12 protein-coding genes and 2 tRNA genes are annotated in these 19,180 nt (G+C 35.7%); 6 read left to right on the top strand and 8 right to left on the bottom strand.

Annotated features, from left to right (window positions below):
• Positions 1-151 precede the first annotated feature (151 nt).
• Both ON09_RS01380 and ON09_RS01375 read right to left on the bottom strand, forming a co-directional pair.
• The gene (locus ON09_RS01380; protein WP_029204033.1) at positions 152-478 is read right to left on the bottom strand and encodes a 2Fe-2S iron-sulfur cluster-binding protein; all 327 of its coding nucleotides are present in this window, start codon (positions 476-478) and stop codon (positions 152-154) included.
• A gap of 66 nt (positions 479-544) precedes the next feature.
• Positions 545-1,555, bottom strand: a complete 1,011-nt coding sequence (locus tag ON09_RS01375) for an NAD(P)/FAD-dependent oxidoreductase (protein ID WP_010599273.1) — start codon at positions 1,553-1,555, stop codon at positions 545-547.
• 247 nt (positions 1,556-1,802) lie between these two features.
• On the opposite strand from ON09_RS01375, the gene ON09_RS01370 reads away from it, so the two are divergent.
• The gene (locus ON09_RS01370; protein ID WP_010599272.1) at positions 1,803-2,495 is read left to right on the top strand and encodes a hypothetical protein; all 693 of its coding nucleotides are present in this window, start codon (positions 1,803-1,805) and stop codon (positions 2,493-2,495) included.
• Between the two features lie 45 nt (positions 2,496-2,540).
• On the opposite strand, the gene ON09_RS01365 is transcribed toward ON09_RS01370, so the two are convergent.
• Positions 2,541-4,667: a prolyl oligopeptidase family serine peptidase gene (locus tag ON09_RS01365; protein WP_010599271.1), complete on the bottom strand. Its 2,127-nt coding sequence runs from the start codon at positions 4,665-4,667 to the stop codon at positions 2,541-2,543.
• 148 nt (positions 4,668-4,815) lie between these two features.
• On the opposite strand from ON09_RS01365, the gene ON09_RS01360 reads away from it, so the two are divergent.
• From ON09_RS01360 to ON09_RS01340, 5 genes are all read left to right on the top strand, one after another.
• Positions 4,816-5,556 (top strand): UDP-2,3-diacylglucosamine diphosphatase, encoded by a 741-nt coding sequence (locus ON09_RS01360; RefSeq protein WP_010599270.1) that lies wholly within the window; start codon positions 4,816-4,818, stop codon positions 5,554-5,556.
• Positions 5,557-5,990: 434 nt separating this feature from the next.
• Positions 5,991-7,064, top strand: a complete 1,074-nt coding sequence (gene prfA / locus ON09_RS01355; RefSeq protein ID WP_010599269.1) for a peptide chain release factor 1 — start codon at positions 5,991-5,993, stop codon at positions 7,062-7,064.
• Positions 7,065-7,166: 102 nt separating this feature from the next.
• Positions 7,167-7,240, top strand: a tRNA-Asp gene (locus ON09_RS01350).
• Between the two features lie 228 nt (positions 7,241-7,468).
• Positions 7,469-7,542: transfer RNA gene (locus tag ON09_RS01345), tRNA-Asp, on the top strand.
• A 245-nt stretch (positions 7,543-7,787) separates the two neighbouring features.
• A complete protein-coding gene (locus ON09_RS01340) occupies positions 7,788-8,999 on the top strand; it encodes a site-specific integrase (protein ID WP_029204031.1) in 1,212 nt (403 codons plus the stop codon).
• Between the two features lie 785 nt (positions 9,000-9,784).
• On the opposite strand, the gene ON09_RS01335 is transcribed toward ON09_RS01340, so the two are convergent.
• The 5 genes from ON09_RS01335 to ON09_RS01315 all read right to left on the bottom strand — a co-directional run bounded on the left by ON09_RS01335 (position 9,785) and on the right by ON09_RS01315 (position 19,072).
• Positions 9,785-10,489 (bottom strand): DUF3226 domain-containing protein, encoded by a 705-nt coding sequence (locus ON09_RS01335; RefSeq protein ID WP_010599267.1) that lies wholly within the window; start codon positions 10,487-10,489, stop codon positions 9,785-9,787.
• Positions 10,486-15,108, bottom strand: coding sequence for an AAA family ATPase (locus ON09_RS01330; RefSeq protein WP_010599266.1), 4,623 nt, complete (start codon positions 15,106-15,108; stop codon positions 10,486-10,488). The genes ON09_RS01335 and ON09_RS01330 overlap by 4 nt, the downstream gene beginning before the upstream one ends.
• Positions 15,109-15,506: 398 nt before the next feature.
• On the bottom strand, positions 15,507-16,799 hold the full coding sequence (locus ON09_RS23980; protein ID WP_010599265.1) for a putative phage abortive infection protein: 1,293 nt from the start codon (positions 16,797-16,799) through the stop codon (positions 15,507-15,509).
• Between the two features lie 618 nt (positions 16,800-17,417).
• Positions 17,418-17,972 carry a sce7726 family protein gene (locus ON09_RS01320; RefSeq protein WP_010599264.1) on the bottom strand — a complete coding sequence of 185 codons (555 nt, stop codon included), beginning with the start codon at positions 17,970-17,972 and terminating at the stop codon, positions 17,418-17,420.
• Positions 17,973-18,058: 86 nt separating this feature from the next.
• Positions 18,059-19,072 (bottom strand): beta family protein, encoded by a 1,014-nt coding sequence (locus ON09_RS01315; RefSeq protein WP_010599263.1) that lies wholly within the window; start codon positions 19,070-19,072, stop codon positions 18,059-18,061.
• Positions 19,073-19,180 lie beyond the last annotated feature (108 nt).

Genomic DNA, 19,180 nt, shown 5'->3' with positions numbered 1-19,180 from the left:
GCGAGGGTACTCACGCTCAGTTTCGTTATTGCAAGGTATGAAGCAAACTAGTGTAGAATAAAATTGTTTCACGCCTTGCAATGGCCAATAAGAGATAAAAAAAGGCGACACTGTTTTCAGTATCGCCTTTTTTATATTTTATATTTTCAGCTTAGCTTACACCATGAAGTTTCACTTTTAAACCATCCATGTTATTATTTAACTGCAGCTGGCATGCCAAACGAGAATTTGGCAATAAGTCAGGCAAAGTATCTAACATGGCGTACTCATCATCGGTCATTTCATTTAGCTTTTCTTCGCCTTCTAAAACATCTACGCAACAAGTAGCACATAGTGCCATTCCGCCGCAAGTAGCTAATATATCATACTCAGATGCTTTCAAAAACTCCATCAAACTTAGGCCCATATCAGTTGGGGCTTCATGTGGTGTAACAGAACCATCCGGTTCCTGCATATATATTGTAATGTTGTTTTCCATTTTGCTCGCTTATAAGCGCAAACTTAACTAAAATAGTTTTTTATTGAAACAATATTAACGCAAAGCTTAAAATTCTGAAACGCCGTTTACTGTTGTGTACTTCATGGTATATTTAACTCCAGGATTCATGTAAGAATAAGCGCTATGACTCATTAACGCCGCCTCATGAAAACCACAAAGAATTAACTTTAATTTATTTGTGTAAGTATTGATATCGCCAATTGCATAAATACCCGGAATGTTGGTAGAATAATCGTCAGTATTTACTTCGATAGCACTTTTGCTGATGTTTAAATTCCAGGCTTCAATTGGGCCTAATTTAGGGCTCAGCCCAAATAAAGGAATTAAATGATCTGCAGCTACAACCGTTTTTTCCATTGTACGGTTTTGTACAATTTCAACCTGCTCTAATTTATCAGTACCATGAACGGCCTGTAAATTGCTGTTTAAAACAAGATTAATTTTTCCGCTTTCAGCCAGTGCCATTACTTTGGCAACAGAATCAGGAGCACCACGGAAACTTTCGCTTCTGTGCACTAATGTTAGCTCAGAACAAACATCTGCCAAATAAATGGTCCAGTCTAAAGCAGAGTCGCCACCACCAGCAATAACCATCTTTTGATCACGGTATTTCTCCGGATCAAGGATCATGTAGTTAACACCTTTTCCGTTCTCGAAATTTTCAAGGTTTTCCACAGCAGGTTTACGAGGTTCGAAACAACCCAAACCCCCAGCAATTACTACCACTTTGGCTTCAATTACCGTACCCATATTTGTTGTAAGTACGAAATCAGCTTCGCCGCGTTTTTCTAACCCTTCGATACGTTCGCCTAGCGTAAAGGTTGGATGGAAAGGTTTTGCCTGTTCCATCAAATTATCAATAAGTTCTTGCGCCAATACCGATGGATAACCAGGAATATCATAGATCGGTTTCTTAGGGTAAATTTCAGATAGCTGACCACCAACCTGAGGAAGGTAATCAATTAAGTGGCAACGCATTTTTAATAAACCGGCTTCAAAAATGGCAAATAAACCAACCGGACCAGCGCCTATTACGGCTATATCAGTAGAGATCATTCAAAAAAAATTTGATGCAAAGTTACAAAATAAACTTTTATCAATTTCTCTATTTAGAAATATTCTAGATAATTTTGTAATGTGTTTTTAGTCAGTATTTTGTGTGTTCTAAATGGCCTTAAAACAAAAGATCATGAATATTAAGAATGCTAAACAAACTATAATTTGTCTAGGGATTTAATAGAGTTCATTGAGTATTGTCTGGCTTGTGAATAATTTCTATGTTTAGAGCCTTAAACAATAATAGATGATTATGGATCTAGGTATTCTTTTGCCAATTTTGGGATTAGCATTTGTGGTTTGGGCCGCGATATTTATCATTTATGGCGAAACTTGGCAACTTCCAAGTGCATTTATGCCATTAGGGCTTGGTGCATACATTTATTTTGGTGCTCAGCCGTGGAATTGGATATTGCTGATGCCTTTATTTTCGATCTTTGTTTTTAATGTCAGTGCCGTGTTAAGTAATCCAAAATTTAGTGGATGGGTTAGCTACCTCAATTACTTCCTGATTTTGCCAGTTGTTGTCATATACTTTTTTAACTTTCGCCGAATCTTTGCAGATGATAGCCTGTTGAGGACCATTCTCTGTGGTATATTTTTCCTCTTAATGTTGATATATGTCTCAAAATTTTGGCTTTCGGATGTAATATTGTTATTGGTAAATAAGTTTTACAGTCGTAAAATTGATAATTTAGAAACAGAGGTTACGCACCGATTTATTAAGGGTACCGGCAAAACGAGAACATTTCACGTTACCATTACAACGTTAGGTGCAATTGAAACCTCGGGATTTTTCTATTGGTATATTGGTTTTAAAAAAATTAATCCTCACGATAAAGTAATGATAAAATTAAAAACCGGTTGCCTGGGTACAACCTATATATCGGGTTTCCCAAAATTGGTTTCCAGAGGCACCATTGTCGATAAGCACCAATAAGTAATCTGATGAGATTTGTTTATGGCTCATCAGATTAACAGTTTCTTACCAGCTCATTCCTAAGTTCTGAAATACAAAACTCCAAACATCGCTTGCCTCTTCAATCATTTTAGTAGTTGGCTTTCCTGCGCCGTGGCCAGCTTTAGTTTCAATGCGGATTAAGATAGGATTTTCACCTTTATACTTTTCCTGCAATGTAGCCGCGAACTTAAAAGAATGCGCCGGCACCACGCGGTCATCATGATCTGCTGTTGTAATTAGTGTTGCAGGATAATTTACATCCGCTTTGATATTGTGAAGTGGTGAATATTTGATCAGGTAATCAAAGTCCTCTTTTTTATCACTGGTGCCGTATTCTACCGCCCATCCCCAACCAACTGTAAATTTATGATAGCGCAACATGTCTAACACACCAACTGCAGGCAAAGCAACTTTGAAAAGCTCTGGTCTTTGCGTCATACATGCGCCCACTAACAAGCCACCATTTGATCCACCAGAGATAGCGATTTTTGACGCGTTAGTATATTTCTCCTGAATCAAATATTCTGCAGCGGCGATAAAATCATCAAATACATTTTGCTTTTTACCCAGCATTCCGCCTTTATGCCAGGCTTCTCCATATTCACTGCCGCCACGCAAACTTGGCTGTACATAAATGCCACCTTTTTCTAAAAATAACATTCTCGATAAGCTAAAGCCCGGCGTTAAACTTACCTGAAAACCACCATATGCATATAAATATACAGGATTGTTGCCGTCCAGTTTTATTCCCTTTTTGTGAACAATAAACATGGGTACCTTAGTTCCATCCTTAGAAGTATAAAATACCTGCTTGGTTTCGTAATTGTCGGTATTAAATTTTAATTCAGATTTTTTGTAAAGTGTAGATTCAGCTTTTGCAATATCGTATCGATAAATTGTTCCTGGAGTGGTGAAATTTGAAAAACTGTAGAAAAATTCTTTGTCCTCTTTAAAAGCACTAAAACCATCAGCTGTACCTAAAGCAGGTAATTTAACTGCTCTAAGTTTTTTTCCGGTTAAGTCAAATTGAACAATATTGGTGCTGGCATCTTTCAAATAGGAAGCCCACAAATAGCCGCCACCTGTTGAAACGCCTTCTAATGCGAGTTGCGATTCGGGTATAATGGTTTGCCATTGGGCTGGATCAGCATTTTTAGGATCAACCAGAACTACTTTTTTGTTTTCTGCACCCAAATCTGTATTTACCAGCAGTTTGTCGTTAACGTTTTCAATTACACTGTGATTATGGTCATATCCTTTCACCAGAAGCGAAATTTTGCTGCCAGGTTCCTTTAAATCCTGATAGTGAAGTGCATTGCCTGAAGTTCCGGCACTTGCATAGATAATTAAAAACTGTTCGTCTTCAGTTACACCAGCGCCAAAATAAAGATTCGGATTCGTTTTATCCTCGAAAATCAATTGATCTTCTTTTTGTTGATCGCCCAGTTTGTGGTAATAGATTTTTTGAAATTTATTCGCTGCTGATAAATCCATGCCTTTGGCAGGTTCATCAAATTTGCTGTAATAAAAACCATCGCCTTTCCAGGCTGCACCCGAAAACTTAGTCCATTTCAGTTCGTCACCCAATTTCATTTTCGTGGCGATATCCATCACATAAATATTGCTCCAGTCTGAGCCTGCCTGAGCAACAGAGTAAGCTACGTACTTTTTGTTATGAGAAAAGCCGATCAGTGAAACGGCTGCTGTTCCATCTGCTGTAAGCTTATTGGGATCAAGAAAAACTTCTTCAATACCATTTAAACCCTTTTTAATAAACCATACACTTTGATTTTGCAAACCATTATTTTTGGTGAAAAAGTAATATTCTCCAACTTTAAAAGGTGTGCCGTCTTTTGGATAGTTCCAGATTTCGGTTAATCTTCGCTTAATATCATCCCGGTAAGGAATCTGCGATAGGTAATTTTGCGTTACTTTATTTTCAGCATTTACCCAGGCCGCGGTTTCTGCCGAAGTATCGTTTTCCAGCCAGCGATAAGGATCAGCGATGCTGGTGCCAAAATAGTTATCTGTCGTGCTGTCTTTTTTAGTTTCCGGATATTTCATTATTGTAATTTTTTCAGCTGGTTTTTTACCTTCATTACAGGCAAAAAGACTTATCGCAAATAAGCCTAAAGCAATTTGTTTTTTCATGCTCATAAAGATTTGTTTACTAATATATGTTTTTTCCCCGTTTCAATTTTCCATTGATTTGATTTTGCAGCCATTAAAATTTTGTTGATTTTACTTCAGGCTTCTAACTTCCGACTTCGGACTTTTTCCCCTACCTTTGAAGCCGAACATGTCAAAAAACATCTATTTCGCTTCCGATTTCCACTTAGGTACGCCGAATTACAACGAAAGTCGCGGCCGAGAGGAGCGTATTGTAAATTGGTTAAATTTTATAGAGCCTACTTGCAGCGAATTGTTTTTAATGGGCGATATTTTCGATTTTTGGTTTGAATATGCTAAAGTAATCCCGAAAGGATTTATCCGTTTGCAAGGTAAACTGGCCACCATGGCCGATGCTGGAATCAAAATTTATTTCTTTAAAGGAAATCATGATATGTGGGTTCGCGATTATTTTACGCAAGAAATTGGGATGGAAATCATTAGCGATGAAAAGATAATTGAGCGAAATGGTAAGAGGTTTTACCTTCATCATGGCGATGGTTTGGGGCCGGGAGATGCTAAGTACAAATTTTTGCGAAAGATTTTCAGAAGTAAACTTTGCCAGTGGTTATTTGCCCGTTTGCATCCAAATTTCGGCATTGGCATTGCAAATGCATGGAGCCAGGGGAGTAGGGCAGCGCAAACTGAAAAAGAAGTTTTTTTGGGGGAAGATAAAGAATGGCTCGCCATTTATGCCAAAGAGCAGTTGCAAAAACAGCATTTTGATTACTTCATTTTTGGCCATAGGCATTTGCCGTTGGATATTGATTTGGGCAATGGAAGCCGTTATGTAAACATTGGCGAGTGGTTAAATTACAATTCTTATGGTGTTTTTGATGGGGTTGATTTGAAGTTGGAATACTTTCAATAAAATTTTTGAAAGTCGTCATCTCGCCTGTAGTGTAGATATCTTTGTGTGTTGATTGTTTGGAAAGCAATCGGGAATTAAGGTTAATGCAAGTCGGGCTTTGCATTATAGTCCCGATGAAAAATCGGGAGCTGCCATTTCAATCCCGTTTATTCACTCGGTTTATTGCTGCTATTTTAGTTTGCCGTTCTTATAATGTTCAACATGGTATTTAACCTTTGTTCCTAAACCCGATATAAGTGTAAAGCGCCCGATTTTTCTTCGGGACTTGAAACGTTAGCGGGGCTGTCGGCTGCCATATTTCAGCACCTTTCATTTCCAAAACGTTTTAATCTGTATAAGCCTGTTTCAAACAAATTCAGCTTTTTTCCTTATTTTCGCATTTCCTTAAATTTTAGCTACCGCTGGATGCAGGGAAGTTCAATACAAAAAATAATATGTTAGATAAATTAGAAGCTATAAAACTACGCTGGGAAGATGTAGAAGAATCGTTGAGTAATCCGGATGTAATTCAGGATATGAAGCGTTTCGCGGCTTTAAACAAAGAATATAAAGACTTGGGCAAAATTGTAGACGAATATAAAATCTACAAAAATGTGATGAGTAATATTGACGCCAACAAAGAAATTTTAGCGGTTGAAAAAGATCCTGAAATGCGTGAGATGGCAAAAGAAGAACTGGATTTATTGCTGAAGCAACAGGAAGAAATGGAAAGCAATATCCGTTTAATGTTAATTCCAAAAGATCCTGAAGACGCTAAAAACGCTGTGTTTGAAATCCGTGGCGGTACAGGTGGAGATGAGGCTGCTCTGTTTGCAGGCGATTTATACCGCATGTATACCCGCTATTTTGAAACCAAAGGCTGGAGAGTAGAAACGGTTGATGTTACGGAAGGAACTGCTGGTGGTTACAAAGAGGTGATTTTGAAAGTTAGCGGCGATGATGTTTATGGTCAGTTGAAATATGAAAGTGGTGTGCACCGTGTTCAACGTGTTCCTGATACCGAAACGCAGGGTCGTGTACATACCTCGGCAGCTTCAGTTGCGGTTTTACCAGAGGCTGAAGAGATTGATTTGTATATCAACCCAGCTGATATTGAATTGCAGACTTCACGGTCTGGTGGTGCGGGTGGACAGAACGTAAATAAGGTAGAAACTAAAGTACAGTTAACCCACAAACCGTCCGGAATAGTAGTGGTTTGTCAGCAAGAGCGTTCGCAATTGGGTAACCGTGTAATTGCAATGGAAATGTTGCGCAGTAAATTATACGATATTGAGTTGCAGAAAAAAAATGGTGATATTGCTGCTAAACGTAAAACAATGGTGTCTACAGGAGATCGTTCGGCAAAAATCAGAACCTACAATTATCCGCAAGGGCGTGTTACCGAACATCGTATTGGATTAACGATGTATAATCTTCCAACCATCATGGATGGAGAGATCCAGGAAATTATAGATGCACTTCAGTTTGCTGAAAATGCAGAGAAGATGCAAGAAGGCGCTGGTAATTAATTGGTTATAATTATTTTAAAATAAAATTTGCAAATAAAGATATTGTCTCTATATTTGCAACCTCGAAAGAGGAAAGAGGTTCAAACTTAAAAGGGAACAAAAGGAGTGGTAGTTCAGCTGGTTAGAATGCCTGCCTGTCACGCAGGAGGTCGCGGGTTCGAGTCCCGTCCATTCCGCAACAAAAGCCTTAACTTGAAAAAGTTGAGGCTTTTTTGTTTTCTACCCATTGATGTCATCGTGCTTATTTCATTCAAATCCTTTAAGTAAAAAATATTTTAAATGGTATTCAGGCAGTTACGTGTTTGAGAAAGAAATACTCGCTTTAGATAAGGATAAACTAAATATAGTGGCTATATTTGCAACCTCGAAAGAGGAAAGAGGTTCAAACTTAAAAGGGAACAAAAGGAGTGGTAGTTCAGCTGGTTAGAATGCCTGCCTGTCACGCAGGAGGTCGCGGGTTCGAGTCCCGTCCATTCCGCGAAAATAGTTTTAAATTTAACTAAAAGCCTGTAAATTAAATGTTTACAGGCTTTTTCGTTTAGTGAAAACATCAAAATATTCAATTTTTCGTGAGGAAAAAGTGAGCAATTAGGTGAGCATATTAAATGATATTAATGCTCACCAAATATAGCTTAAGCGGTTGTTTATAAGCTAGTTCACTCATTAAACATCTTGACTGTAAGTGACGGAATTAACAATTTTGTATCACTTTAACCACTTGTCATGAGAACAAACATGAATTTGCTTTTTTATTTAAAGAAGCGCGCTACTTACAAAGATGGGCCAATTACTATTTATTTAAGATTTACAGTTGACGGACGACGGGCAGAAACCTCAACTGGAAAGTCTTGCGATCCCAAGCGCTGGAACGCACAGGCTGGGCGGGTCGCTGGTACCAAAGAAGATAACAGGGTTTTAAATGCATATCTTGATAAGTTGCAATCAAAGGCTCAAGAACTTCATCAGGTAATGACATTAGCAAATGAAACTGTTACAGCAGAAACAGTTAAAAACCGCTTCATTGGGAAAGGGTTTCAATCAAGAACTCTAGTTACCATATTTGCAGATCATAACGCCAAAATGAAAACCCTCATCGGCAAAGAATTTGAACAGAGCACCCTTCGGCGCTATGAGACCTGTCTGATGCATGTTAAGGATTTTATGCAATTAAATTATAATATTTCAGACATCCCTGTTACGAAGATCAACTTTGCTTTTTTAATAGATTTTGAATACTATCTTAGGAGTGTTCGCAACTGTGGCAATAACTCTGCAATCAAGTACATCAAGAACCTCGGCAAAATCGTTCGTATATGTTTATCTAATGGTTGGCTGGCTATAGACCCATATCTAAATTATAAGCCAAAACAGAATACTGTGCACCGAGAGGTTCTTACTAAAGAAGAATTAATCCGTATAAGGGAAAAGAAATTCAGTATGGATAGAGTTTCTACAGTTCGCGACATGTTTATTTTCAGTTGCTATACTGGGCTTGCCTATGTTGACGTATGTAAATTAAAACGATCTGAACTGGTTAAAGGAACTGATGACAATTTATGGATATACACCAGCAGAAAAAAAACGAATACGCTTTCACGGATACCTGTACTGCCCGCAGCCCTTTCCATAATCAAGACTTATGAAAATCATCCACAATGTATTATGAAAGATACCCTGCTTCCTATGATGAGCAATCAGAAAATGAATGCCTATTTAAAAGAGATAGCTGACCTCTGCGATATCAGAAAGTTGCTGACTTTCCATATCGCCAGGCATACATTTGCGACTACTATAACACTCAATAACGGCGTACCTATTGAAAGCGTGTCAAAGATGATGGGACATACCAGTATTAAAACGACGCAGATTTATGCAAAAGTACTTGATCATAAGATCGGATTGGATATGCAGAAAATTTTGGAGAAAGTAGAATAATGTGAAATTTTACAAGATTGACATACTAAACCTCGATAAGCATTAACCCTAAAGAAAAAAAGGATGCGACATTGCTGTTGCATCCTTTTATCTAAATTAACGCTCTCAATCTAATGATTGATGCAAGGCTCTCACCCCTTGCGTATGCAATATGCAAAAATTTTGTTAATGGTTCAAAATATTTCTTTACAGGTAAAGCGAAATTAACTGCAATTAGAGTTGCCGACGAAACCAGAACAAGTTTTATTTAAATAACCTTCTGACTATCAAATAATTGTAAAATACAATTTCGACTCACTAACTGTCAAAATGACTATTATTGGCTCAAATGTTGACACTCAAATTTACGAAATGAATTCGTTTAACACAAGAAAAATCATCTAAATACAACCAGCTACAAAATATCAAGAAAATTGATAAATGATTTTCGCGAACATTTCGGCAAAACATACATTTACCCTAATTCTGTAACAGAAAAGCAATAAATAACCCTAATTCTGTGACGAAATATTTACTAATTAACCCTAATTTTGTGACAACAAGTAGTTTTGCAATTAAGGTTTTCGAATGTTAACAGGTATCTCAAATTGAGAATTACTTAACCTGGTTCAAAACACAAATCTTGATTAGCATAGCAGGTTTTGTGGATTATATAGAGAAACTGGCCAGGCAATGGGACAGAGATGATTGATACTGGGAGAGAAAAATAATAATTTACCTTTGCAGCTCAACTACCTCAAATGACAAAATCAACCCATCGTAAAATACAGTTATTCCTTTTTGCCCTATGCGTTAGTCGCAATTTCAGCGAGTCCATCATTTACGTTATTAGACGCGAAGTATTTTTGCAAAAATGTAGCAAATTTTCCAAGGTCTGAAATATCCGTAATACTGAGATGCCAAACATCATTATTCTGGTAATCGTGCAAATCGTGTTGAAGACTGTAAAGGTAATAACCAAGTACCTTCTTTTTATCTGGGACCATTAAATTATCAATTTCTAAGCTAGATAAACATTCCTTATGATTATTTATACAATCCATCAACTTCTTCTTATTTTCTGGAATTAGCTTTGCTAAAAGATCCTCTACTTCTCCATCGTTTGCGTTATTATGCCATAAATAAAAATCAAATTCTACCTCCTTAGTTTTCTGGATGTCTTCGAGTTTTCTTTTTGCATTAACAAAACCATTATTGCCAGTTCCTTTTTTTTCTCCTACAGCTTCGGGGCCAAAGTCTGCATCAAAAATAATAATGTTCCTGCCACCTTCTGCCGTGTTATCACGAAGTCTATCCAGATATAAAGGATTAGTAAGTTTTTCACATCCACCAATACCAACAATTTCGCATTTATGAGTTATTATACATTCGTTTAACGGTTTTTTCTTGTTATAAATGTACTTGAATTCCAATCCGAAAAATTTATCCAGACAGTGGCCGATGAAAAAGAGGTCAGTTATGCCCTCACAAAAAATCAGGATTTTGCTCATAACTTATCTCCTCCTCTGAGTTCAAAGTTATTATCAATAGCCTCGTTAAAGCTATTATACTCATATGATCTGATCTTGATTTGATCTGCTACGTTCTTTAACTGAACCACCCTAGCACGTTTTTGACAATCGAGACCAAGTTTTTCCAAAATCTGAGCATAATATTTAATGCACTCGTCATTGTGAGTAGTAGCTATGATCTGTGTGTTATTCTCAATTGCCACCGTTATAATAGTTTTCCAAAAAGCTGGAAATCTCGAAAAATGTATTCCAGCATCAATTTCATCAATCAAAACCCGTTTTTCTCGATGAATTACAAGTAAGACTAAGATCCTAAAAAGCTTGTTGGCACCTTCTCCATATTGGTGCAGAGGTAATGGTATTTCAGGGAAATCTCTATCATAGATATGAATTCCGCCAGTGGCGGTGTCTGCAATTATTCTTTCTACACCTGGAATAAACAGCCTCATACTTTGAACAACATTTTTCTCAATTTCAGGTCTGGAAATTACCTCTTCAAAGTATGATTTCGCCAAATCGCTACCGAATCCCTTTCCATAAGCGATCAAGGGCGTCTTAACCAAGTCCACCGCATTTAATTCTTCTACGAGAAGCCAATTATCTTCGCTAAAAGATATGGTCCCAGGACTAATGTCGTGTTGACGAAGATCATCCAAATGAAGTGTATATTTCCATTCCGAGCGATTATTTTCAATGATATATTCAGTAGGAGAGGTTGGATTGTGGTGATTTTTAAAATCTAAAAGGAAGTTCTTCTCTAATTTGTAAAAATAACGAGAACCTTCAGAAGTGATGGATACTGAAGGGAACAAATTTTTCCTTTCAATAAAAGCAAAAGCAAGCCTCGTCAAAAGTTGTTCTGGATCACTTGTAAATAAAAGAGATTCCAAGAATGTTGTTTTGCCAACATTATTGTCACCAACAACTAAGTTGATAAGACCGAGGTTTTCTACAGTGACATTCTGGAGCTTCCGGAAATTGCGTATACTAACATTTTTAAAATGGAACGGAGGTTCACTGATTATACTAGAGGGAATTGCTGGAATTCGTATTATTTCCTCTTCAGTGAAGTAGTGGAATCTGATTTTGTTAGCTGCACAAACAGCCCTATATATTTCATTAACCTCAGGGATATGAAATCCACCTAATAGCATAGTTCTTACCCACCGAGTCAATACAAATTGGAATATTTCCGTATTCCTTTTCGACTCTATCATAAATTGGTGGTAGAAAGTAACAATTTCAACAGTTTTCTTATTTATTTGCAAAAAAGTCTTCTCTGCACATTTACAAATTAATAATATGTCAGAGTGCAAATTACCTTCTTTTAATAAGCTTGAATATATGAAAAGCAATGTTTGAGGGGGAGTAATTCCATCTTGGATAAAAATTTCACGATTTAACTTATAAAGTTCGATAATTTCACTTCGAATCTCCTTCCTTTTCAATTCATTAAGCTGTGGTTCCTTCATCAGGCTTCCTAACCAGAACACCTCTTCGATCACTTTTCCACTCTGTTTAGAAATTTGAATTTTGGCGGTAATAAATGACACTCCCTCATGTCCAATTTTCTCAAAAGCCTCAACGGCATATTCATACCGTTTAATCTGAAGATTTTTTTCGCCTATTTTAAGCCAAACATCAGTGTACTCATTGCTGCAAATTTCTTCAAACACATCGATTAATAGCTTTATACTTTCCGTATCGCTGCTTGTTTCGAGTAGTTGAAGAAGTTGATTAATAATTTCGTGCATCCATGGAGTATCATATAAAATACCCCTTATCTTATTTCGACTTTCTCTAAGAGACCTCAATTGACTCCCTTCCAATTCACCTGTCAGCATAAGAGTGGCAATAATCGTCTTTATGTGGTTTTCTTCATTTTCTGGTTTAAGACTAAATTTTAAAAACTCGTTTAAAAGTTTACCTTCCCAATAGATTAGGGCTGCTTCCGGAATGCCTTGATAACCGACATCCTTGTTTAAATAATATTTTGCTGATTCATGCCATTCTTCTCTAAGCTTATACATCAAAGCTAGGCAGATAAAATGTTCATCTTTTTTACCTAATTTTAAGAATTGATGAGCTGCAATTCTTAATAAGAAGGGATTTTTAGAAAATACACCTTGTTCCTTGTCTTTGTATGCATTTGCAAGTGCCATTTCGGGCGTACTTTGCAAAATCTGTGGAATTTGGTTTGCCCCAAATACTATAGTTTCTTGAATCTCTTTAGGCTGTACTCCACTATCATTACTCCAAGATGAGTCTGCATAAAATCTGATCATCTTCAACCAAAACTTCTCCTGACTATCATTTGAATCTAAAATGATCAATTCTAACTGAGCCCTGGTGACAGCTACGTAGAGTTTGTTATAGAAAAACCGCCTCTCATATTCTTCTAAGTTTTCAATTGACATTCCATACTCGCCAAAGCCAAAAATAACAACCTGTTCATAATCTATACCTTTTGCCTCAACAGCAGTTTTTATATTTGCCTCTGGAAAACTTTTGAGTATTGCGTTGGTTCTAATGTATTCTTCCTTGTCATCAAAATTTACTGGAATGATAAATATTTTATATTTAAGCTTATCAATAATATTGTTCTCATTCTGCTCTACGCTTTTGAAGTCGATGAAGATATTTAGATTATTGTCTTTCCCAAATTCAGGTCTCTTTGCAATTTGTGGCTTTTTTATTATAGATTCGAAATTTTTCTTCCGCCAGTATTGAATTGCATTTGCTACATTGACAATTGCCTGGGATGATCGATAGTTAAACTCTGGGGCATATTCAATTTTGTCAGTATCTAATTTAAAACCAGCAATTTGTTTTAGTTCTTCGTATAACATGTCCTTCACTTCCGCAGCTCTAAAACCAGTTGGATTAACAGTTTGTAGCGCGTCGCCAGCAAATACAATTGGTACTTGCTCTGTTGTGCTTAAATCATAATGCAAGTAGCTCGAAAGGCCTAGAATATAACGTAACTCTACCCTACTAAAATCTTGCGCCTCGTCGCAAAAGATAACTTCATAAAGCTTCTCTTTTTGTAGATTATCTTTAATATATCGAATGATTTTAATTTTGTCCCAATAACCATTTTCTTCAATCTGCTTCCTGTAAAATGGTAGAATTTCTCGTTCAATCCCTCTCAAATCATCAAGCGATACCAATTTTTTGCCCTCAGATGGCATTTTTTCTTCATAATTTTCACTAGTGATTTGGAAATCCAAATCGTAACCGTTAATATATGTAGAGAGTATAAACCATGATAATTCGGCTGAATATTTTTTTATAACATGAGTTGGAATTGCCGAGGATTCATACAGCATCTTAAATCTTGAGAAATCAAGATATTTATCGTTTCGAAAGCTATCTACATCGTCAGGAATCTGACTTAGTAAGAAATTCTTAAAAGACATGAAATTTTTGTCCACGTTCGATATATCCTCAAATGACAGCTCAAACTCTGGATTACACTGCAAAAGTTCGACTACTGACTTTTTTGTATGCTTAAGTAAATTTTCGTTTTCAGTGAGAAAGATTACGTCACCCTCTATCTCACCAAAACATTTAAAATAGTAGGTGTTCGCGAATAAGTAATACAACATGGTTGATTTACCGCTACCTGCTTGTCCGTTGATATATTTTGGGAATGTAAATTCCTTCAAAAAAACCGTTTGTTCAGGTAACAGGGATAGATTTCCCGTTTCACTATTTTTTTGAATGGCTTTCCATAGATCTGCATTCTTCAGTGCCCATTTAGGATAGGCCCTTAACGCTAGGCGCTGTACACGCTCGATCGAATCAATCTTATAATCTCTGTCTTTCAGATTCTCTTTAATATTATTATAATGATCAAATTGCGTGACCTTATTTGCTCCGTTTATTAGAAGAAATATTGGTGTGTTAACTGTAGGTAGGATAATCTCCAAATAATAGATACAAATATCATGAAGTTCAACAACTCGTATATCACAATTTTCTCTAATGCATATTGTTTCATAACTCGCATGATTGTTTAACTCTCCGTTTGAAAGTGAATCTAAAGCCAATTTATAGAGTTTAGCCTCATCATCTTTCATACCATCACTTGGCGAGCTATTAATTGCAAATTTAACCCAATCCTCAGATTCATATATGTCATAATCGACCTTTAACCTATAGTCTCTATGCCATTCGATTAGATTGTTTGGAGGATACTCTTTCTTCTTTCCAACAGCATTCGAGGTACTTTCATAGTAATGAATGAAGGCGTTTTGCTCGAAATCGGGCAGGGGGTTATATTCCAGCCATTTGCCATCTCTTATTTCCACATAATACTGTAGCCAATTGTACATTGAACTAGCATTAAGTAGATCTCGAACGAAATAGACTGTTATCTGCTTCTCTCCAAAATCAATGCGTTTCTCCTCCATTATAATTTTTAAATGAGGAGAAGATATGTTGAGTACAAAAATGCCACCAGTGTGGCAAGCAATAGAATTAATCCCTCTAAGGGTATCTCTTACTGAATATTCCGTAAGTTTTTTTAAGATTAATTTTGCGGATTGGTCATTCGTATTCTCTAGATAGTTTTGGCAATAATGAAAATATATCATTTTAAATTTATCAGTGAAAAAGTGCGTTAATTTGTTGTTTGGTCTTGAGTTATACTAATTAGCCTTATAAACAATAGTTAATAACAATATCATATTTGCAAGATAAAATAATTTAACTTTATCTTCAAGTTAAACTTTTCCCCCCCCATTTGCTGTAAGTATTGTAACATAATTTCTGTAAAGGACTGGTTTTCTTAGTTTCTAAATCTTATTTTAGAACTGCAGAATAACCAAAAATTGATTAGACTGGATTTTTACAAAATATTTGAAGTTTGTTATGCTTACAGCTAACATACATCTAAAGTATTCACTAAAAGAAGTTATACGGGCGATTTTTTATTTAGATCTTCTCATCACGAATATAATTCTGTATTTAAGTTAATAAATTAAAGTAACTATTATATGTAATGCGAATTATTCCTTTTTTTATCATGTCCCTCATACTGAACATTTGGATAAAATCTTTTAAAAGGTATTCCATAAATCGTTTCTCCAGGAAGATTTTTTATTAGATTATATTTTGTGATAAGTTCAAAGTTAACTTTACCGTTTGTAGTTAATTCTGAGTTTATTTCAGGATGCATTTCCCAATTTTGGCCCAAAGAACTCAAGCTATTTAAGAATAATATAGCCTGCTCGTAATTCGAGAGCTGTGCTCTCAGTACTTTGATGTATTCATACTTTCTTTTGTAAGAAATTTTTTCTTGATTATTTATATATTTTACTGTTTGATATAGATGTCTGAAATAGTGCCCTAATCTACTCTGATGGCCCTCATAGTATTTTTTATATCTATTGTGATAATCTTTGGCTAATGAATCCACTGAGTTCTCTAAAGTACATGCTTGGGGATCTAGCACCGAGTTATTTTTTCTCCAGCTAAAAATTTTATCTAAAATGATGATTTTAGTTGGCCTGTAACCTCTTTTATTAAGTCGAGCCCATTTTTGAAGTATTGCCAAATCACCACCAGGTTTTAAACTAATATATCTTAAGATGTCTTGAATAAACTTGTCCTTATATTTATTCTCAAAAATTTTATGAAGAGTTATCAAACCTTCGGCCCCTACTCCATAATATACGATTGAATAGCAAATATCAACCTTTGCTAAAAGTGCGAGTAATTTCTTATCGTTTTGAAGAAAAGCATTTTTTTCTAGTTTAATCCTATAATCACTCTCATAAATTCTATCTAGTTTATTGAAGAATAATTTTAGCTCATTAGAGCAATCGACAAACTGATTGAAAATATCTTTAAAGACCGCTTTGCCATCTTCAGCAACAGTCTCAAAGGTATAACTATCATCACTTTCGATAATTTTTACTGACCTCATTTTTAGCTCAGTTACATTATCTCTATGAATTTGTAACATCTGATAAAATTTGTTTTCGAATCTTTCGGTTTGTAGATCAATCTTTTGTTGCTGGTTAGCGTCATATTGAACCCAAAATGCGAGAAATGTTAATACTGACGCAATGATGGCTATCAATGGCCCAACTGTTCCTCCAATAGTATCACCTATTGGTCCGGACTCTGCGTTGAAAGTTGCAAATTTCCCAATTGCGACAATGTATTTAGATGCTAGAAAAAAAAAAGCTAATAAACTTATCGCAGATATTGCTCCTAGAGCTAAGCTCCGCAATAACGCTTTTAGTGGGAATTTTCTGAAGGGTTGAGAGGCATTATTCATAATTAAGTTGCTTTCTTTTGTTTGTAACCGAGGACCTCAAATTTACTCCAATCGCTCGGATTCAACAACTCTCTGATATCCACCCTCAAGAACTCTGCAATTTTATTAAAGTCGTCTATTGATGGTTGTTGCTTATTCTTGCATCATCGCGAAATCGTTTCCTCTCTTTTTATTAAGGTGTTCAGCCAATGACTTATTTTTAAGTTTTCTTCCTTATAAACCCAATTCCTTTGTACTTTTTTCATAGTGGGTAATCATCATCCCTAAAATATCGTCATAATTTATTTTTGTACTAGGGTGTCCATATCTATTCTAAGAACAATTATTATATCTACAAAATCTTTTAATCCTTTCTCTGGTGACTTACCACCAAAAGCGGGGAAGAACCTAATATCCCCTCCATTTCAATGCAAAGTGGCTGCCAAATGGATTGCCGATTAAATACAATATGTTACTTACCCTCTGAACAAATACCAACAACTCCTTCCAACAGCTTTTTAGATTCAGCTTTTCAAAAAAAATCTATCCAAGTTTAAATTAATCCAAAACCAGGCTCTGTTAGGCCAAGTTATGAAATCTCGAAAAATGCGATATAAGCGGCTTAGACCAGCTGGCGAGTTAACAACTTTTCCAGTTTGCTCTTAGTCGAAGTTGTTCTCGGACTAATTCAGATATTTCTTTTACGGTAAATCTTTCGGCAAGGGCCTCACATAACAACCAATTTCGATCTGATTTATTAAATTTTACCCCACTGTTAGCCAAAAGTAGTTGCAATTCATCTTTCCATAAAAGCTTTGCAAGAAAAAATGATTGCTTTTTTTTATTTATTAATGCTTTTCTAATTAAGGTTGTTTCACCATCTTTATTACAAATAATTATTCCTACCCACTTTGGCGTCATCATAAGTAATTTATTCCGATATTTTTCTTCCGTAACGATTGATAGGTAGTCAAATACTTTAGTATATGCTTCCACTTGAGATGGAATTCTTTTTAATGTATCACTTGCGCTTTTTATTTCAAAGCCATGCATATAACCATTGATCACTGCCATATCTATTCTCGCTTTTGCAATAGGAAGTTCAAGCTCTTCAACAACCCTACTATTCGAACATTCGTAATAATTTTTCAACAAAGTATTTTTCAGAATGATTCTGATATCAACATCAGTCATAAATCAACTTTTTCTTCAAACTTAGCTCATTTTTATTAAAAACATAGAATCTATTGCTAATAAACTACGTTCCCCTAAGCATCAAACTACAAAATACTTTCTAATAATGTTATGTGATGATTCTGGCTTATCTCAACCCATGTCTTAGCATTACCTGGTTTCAAACGAGGTGGAGGTGATAGTGACTGAAGAGAAATTATCTCAATTTTTTGATCTCCCCAACTAAAGGATGGGCCAGAATAGTGAGATGCCAAAACTAATTGCTTCGCAAACTGTATATACTGAGCATTTCCAAGTGGATGATTTTGTGAGAGTTCACCTCTATAAATAGCAAAGGTTTTAGGTGTCGTATATTTTATACTGCATGTTCCAGTAAAACTCACATTCGTATAAGTTGGATATTTCGTGCCGTAATCGCCATATCTTAAATTTTGTGGGAGATTCTGCGTTGTTAAATATTCCCAGATATCGTTTTCATAACGTCTTATTATATGAAGATGATTTGCAGTAAAAGGTGATAAATTTTCGGGGAAAGATCCGCTCGCAACGACTATCGCATCGAAATTTGAAACATTTGTTAAGCCGCCTATCAGCGCAGCGATGTTATTAACTTTCATAGAGAAATTACTCGCTTGTACATAACCAAGATCTAGCAATAGAATTATTTGTGATTCGGATATAGAGAAAGTATTTAAAATACTCGCAATTTGCGAATTAAGCGAAATCAAATTAGATGGGTAAATTTCTCTTAAACATACTTTAAGATTAAACTGATTTACTAAAGAACTAATTGCATTAATATATGCAATTGGCGAGCTAGAATCAATAACAGGAATAATATTAATTCCATTTGCAACCGAGTCCGTTATTAATAGTGTTACATCTGCCATTTTACCTGGCAAACTATCGATCAAAGAAAAATCTACCAGTACTTCGTTATTTGTGAATGACCAATTGTTTTTTAGATGATCTGATACAGAAATAAAGTTATCTTCAACAACTTGTATAATAGGTGCAGAACTATTTTTAACATTCTGTGCAAGTTTTTCCAAGGCAATTAATTCGCCAGCCTTCGAAAGCAAAACAGGATAATATTTCATGAGGGTTAATTTAGGTGTAGTTATTTTACTAAACTATCAATATTTATCACCAAATGTTGATTCGTTTTTGTTTTATTGACTTATATGATAATGAATTAATGTCCTTAA

Source organism: Pedobacter agri PB92 (assembly GCF_000258495.1).
Lineage (GTDB): Bacteria > Bacteroidota > Bacteroidia > Sphingobacteriales > Sphingobacteriaceae > Pedobacter > Pedobacter agri.
Note: the sequence above shows the minus strand (reverse complement) of the source record. Positions and strands in the feature narration are given on the sequence as shown.

Coding starts and splice junctions, on each gene's coding strand:
- ON09_RS01330 (WP_010599266.1), bottom strand. CDS start 15,108: ATGATATATTTTCATTATTGCCAAAACTATCTAGAGAATACGAATGAC.
- ON09_RS01380 (WP_029204033.1), bottom strand. CDS start 478: ATGGAAAACAACATTACAATATATATGCAGGAACCGGATGGTTCTGTT.
- ON09_RS01365 (WP_010599271.1), bottom strand. CDS start 4,667: ATGAAAAAACAAATTGCTTTAGGCTTATTTGCGATAAGTCTTTTTGCC.
- prfA (WP_010599269.1), top strand. CDS start 5,991: ATGTTAGATAAATTAGAAGCTATAAAACTACGCTGGGAAGATGTAGAA.
- ON09_RS01335 (WP_010599267.1), bottom strand. CDS start 10,489: ATGAGCAAAATCCTGATTTTTTGTGAGGGCATAACTGACCTCTTTTTC.
- ON09_RS01360 (WP_010599270.1), top strand. CDS start 4,816: ATGTCAAAAAACATCTATTTCGCTTCCGATTTCCACTTAGGTACGCCG.
- ON09_RS01315 (WP_010599263.1), bottom strand. CDS start 19,072: ATGAAATATTATCCTGTTTTGCTTTCGAAGGCTGGCGAATTAATTGCC.
- ON09_RS01375 (WP_010599273.1), bottom strand. CDS start 1,555: ATGATCTCTACTGATATAGCCGTAATAGGCGCTGGTCCGGTTGGTTTA.
- ON09_RS01370 (WP_010599272.1), top strand. CDS start 1,803: ATGATTATGGATCTAGGTATTCTTTTGCCAATTTTGGGATTAGCATTT.
- ON09_RS01320 (WP_010599264.1), bottom strand. CDS start 17,972: ATGACTGATGTTGATATCAGAATCATTCTGAAAAATACTTTGTTGAAA.
- ON09_RS01340 (WP_029204031.1), top strand. CDS start 7,788: ATGAGAACAAACATGAATTTGCTTTTTTATTTAAAGAAGCGCGCTACT.
- ON09_RS23980 (WP_010599265.1), bottom strand. CDS start 16,799: ATGAATAATGCCTCTCAACCCTTCAGAAAATTCCCACTAAAAGCGTTA.